The sequence below is a fragment of the Ralstonia sp. RL genome (assembly GCF_001683835.1).
Classification (GTDB): domain Bacteria; phylum Pseudomonadota; class Gammaproteobacteria; order Burkholderiales; family Burkholderiaceae; genus Ralstonia; species Ralstonia mannitolilytica.
On the sequence record NZ_LWRX01000065.1, the window covers coordinates 1 to 2,728 of the forward strand.

Below are 2,728 nucleotides of genomic sequence, written 5' to 3' on the forward strand. Positions count from 1 at the left end.
CCGGCACCCGGCCCCCGCCTCGACACCAGCCACCCGGCCCATGCGGCACTGCTGGCCGGCCAGCCCTACGTCGGGCAGATCGCCATCTTCGGGCGCCAGTACCTCACGCGCTACACCCCCCTCGTCACCTCACACGGCGAGGTGATCGGCGCCATCGGCATGAGCATCGACCTCGATGCCCAGCTGGCTCCGCTCAAGGAGAAAGTGCGCGCCATGCAGGTCGGCACCAGCGGCTATTACTACATCATCGACGCCACGCCGGGCGAACAGTTCGGCCAGCTTCTGCTGCATCCCTACAAGGAAGGCCACAACCTCCGTGATTTCCGCATCGACGGCAAGGAATCCCTGATGGACGCGATGCTTCGCATCCGGCGAGGCGAGATCGAATATGCCTGGCAGAACGAGGAAGCCGGCGAGACGGCGCCCCGGCGCAAGCATGTCGTATTCGAAACCCTGGACACGCCACGCTGGATCATTGCCGGGGGCACCACGGTCGAGGAATTCACCGCCCTGACCCAGCGCGTCATCGGGGCTGTCATCGTGGGCGGGCTGGTGCTGGCCGGCATCATGCTCGCGATCACCCGGCTGCTCTTGCGCCGTCTCATCCTTGCCCCGCTGAACAGGCAAGTGCTGCCCACCTTTGAAGCGATCTCGGCCGGCCGCTTCGACACGCCGCTCGACGTGCGGGGCAGCGACGAAATCGGCCAGCTCATCCACGGCCTGGAAATCCTGCGCAACCGCCTGGCTTTCGACCATGATCGCGATCGCACACTGGCCCGCATGCGCGAGGCCGCCCGCCAGGAAGCGGAGGCCATGGCCCAGTCCCGCACCGACTTCCTGGCCAAGATGAGCCACGAAATCCGTACGCCGCTCAACGGCGTCATCGGCCTCTCCCACCTGCTCCGGCAAAGCCCCCTGCCGCCCCGCGAAATGGAATACGTCCGGCGAATCCAGGGCGCCGGCCAACTGCTGCTGGCCCTGGTCAACGACGTGCTCGATTTTTCGAAAATCGACGCCGGCGGCATGCAGCTGGAAGTCGCCGATTTCGCACTGGATGACGTCCTCGACAACCTGTCGAGCCTGATGCGCGGCCGCGCCCAGGAAAAAAAACTGGCTCTCGAATTTGTCGTCGCACCCGACGTCCCGCCGAACTTCCGGGGCGATGCGCTGCGCCTGTCGCAGGTGCTGATCAATCTGGTCGGCAATGCCATCAAATTCACGGCCGAAGGTGGCATCACGCTCTATGTCGATTGCTACCGCCGAACCGACGGCAAGGCCGAACTGAGCTTCCGCGTCCAGGACAGCGGCATCGGCATGCATCCCGAACAGCTGGCCGGCCTGTTCCAGCCCTTCACGCAGGCCGACAACTCGGTGACCCGGCGCTTTGGCGGCACCGGCCTCGGCCTGGTCATCACCAAACGCCTGGTCGAACTGATGGGTGGCAGCATCACGGTCGACAGCACGCCGCAGGTCGGCTCGACCTTCCAGTTCAGTGTCCTGCTCGACATCGGGCAGAGCGCCGTGCAGAGCAACCCGGCGATCAATTACCGGGTGCTCGTCGTCGACGACCAGAGCCTCGCCCGCACCGTGCTCAGCCGCCTGCTGCAGAAACATGGCTGCGCGGTCGAGACTGCCGACTCGGGCAGTGCCGCCCTGGCCCGTGTGCGCGACGAGGCGCATCCCTTCGACTGCATCATGATCGATCTCAACATGCCGGGCATCGACGGCCTCGATCTGGCCGGCCGCTTGCGTTCCCGACTGGGGGACAGCACTCGCCTGGTCATGGTCACTGCCGACAACCCGCATGCCGCAGCCGCACACGGCTCGCTCGACGTATTCGACGAGATTATCGAAAAACCGGTCACTGCGGCCCGCATCGGCGAACTCCTCGGCCATCTGCACGGCCACCCCGGCTGTACCCCAACACCGCCCGATGCCGTGGCGGCCGCGCCGCTCGCCGGCCTCAACCTGCTGGTTGCCGAAGACGTCCCCACCAACCAGCTGATCATCCGCGACCTGCTGGAATCCCTGGGCGCCACCGTCCTGCTCGCCGACAACGGCCGCCTCGCCATCGACGCCCTGACCGCCAATGCAAGGGCCATCGACCTGATCCTGATGGACATCCAGATGCCGGAAATGGACGGCCTGGAAGCGACCCGCCGCATCCGTCGCGGCCCGGTCCGCCCGGACATCCCGATCATTGCGCTCACCGCCCATGCGCTCGAAGACGAGCAGCAGCGGGCAAAGGCGGCCGGCATGACCGATTTCCTGACCAAACCGATCGACCCCGATCAACTGCTCGCCACCATCCAGCACCATGCCCGTCAGGGTAATGAGCCGGCCGCCTCAGCGGCGCCGCCCGCCACCGTTCCGAGCGGCGATACACCCGACCGTACGCCGGCCGGTTTCCCGGAGATCGCCGGCATCCATGTGGCAGAGGGACTGCGCCGGATGCTGAACAAGGCGCCGCTCTACGAAAAGGTTTTGCGCGATTTCCATGCCCGCTTCACCGGCGAACCGGAACGCATCCGCCAGGCCCTCACCGCCGGTGCGCACGAGACGGCAGCGCGCATGGCGCACAGCCTGAAGGGTACGGGCGGCACGATCGGTGCCCGCGACCTGTCTCGCGCGGCGCAAAACCTCGAAACAGCGATCAAGGCAGCCCAAGCCGATCCGGCCGCAGAACTGGCTGCGCTGGAGCGCGAACTCGACACGGTGCTGGCCGGCA

At 66.4% G+C, this 2,728-nt stretch carries 1 protein-coding gene; it reads left to right on the forward strand.

The genetic code is table 11. The features are described from left to right. On the forward strand, positions 1-2,728 hold a 2,728-nt coding region (locus A6M56_RS07515; RefSeq protein ID WP_286757956.1), incomplete at both ends, for a response regulator.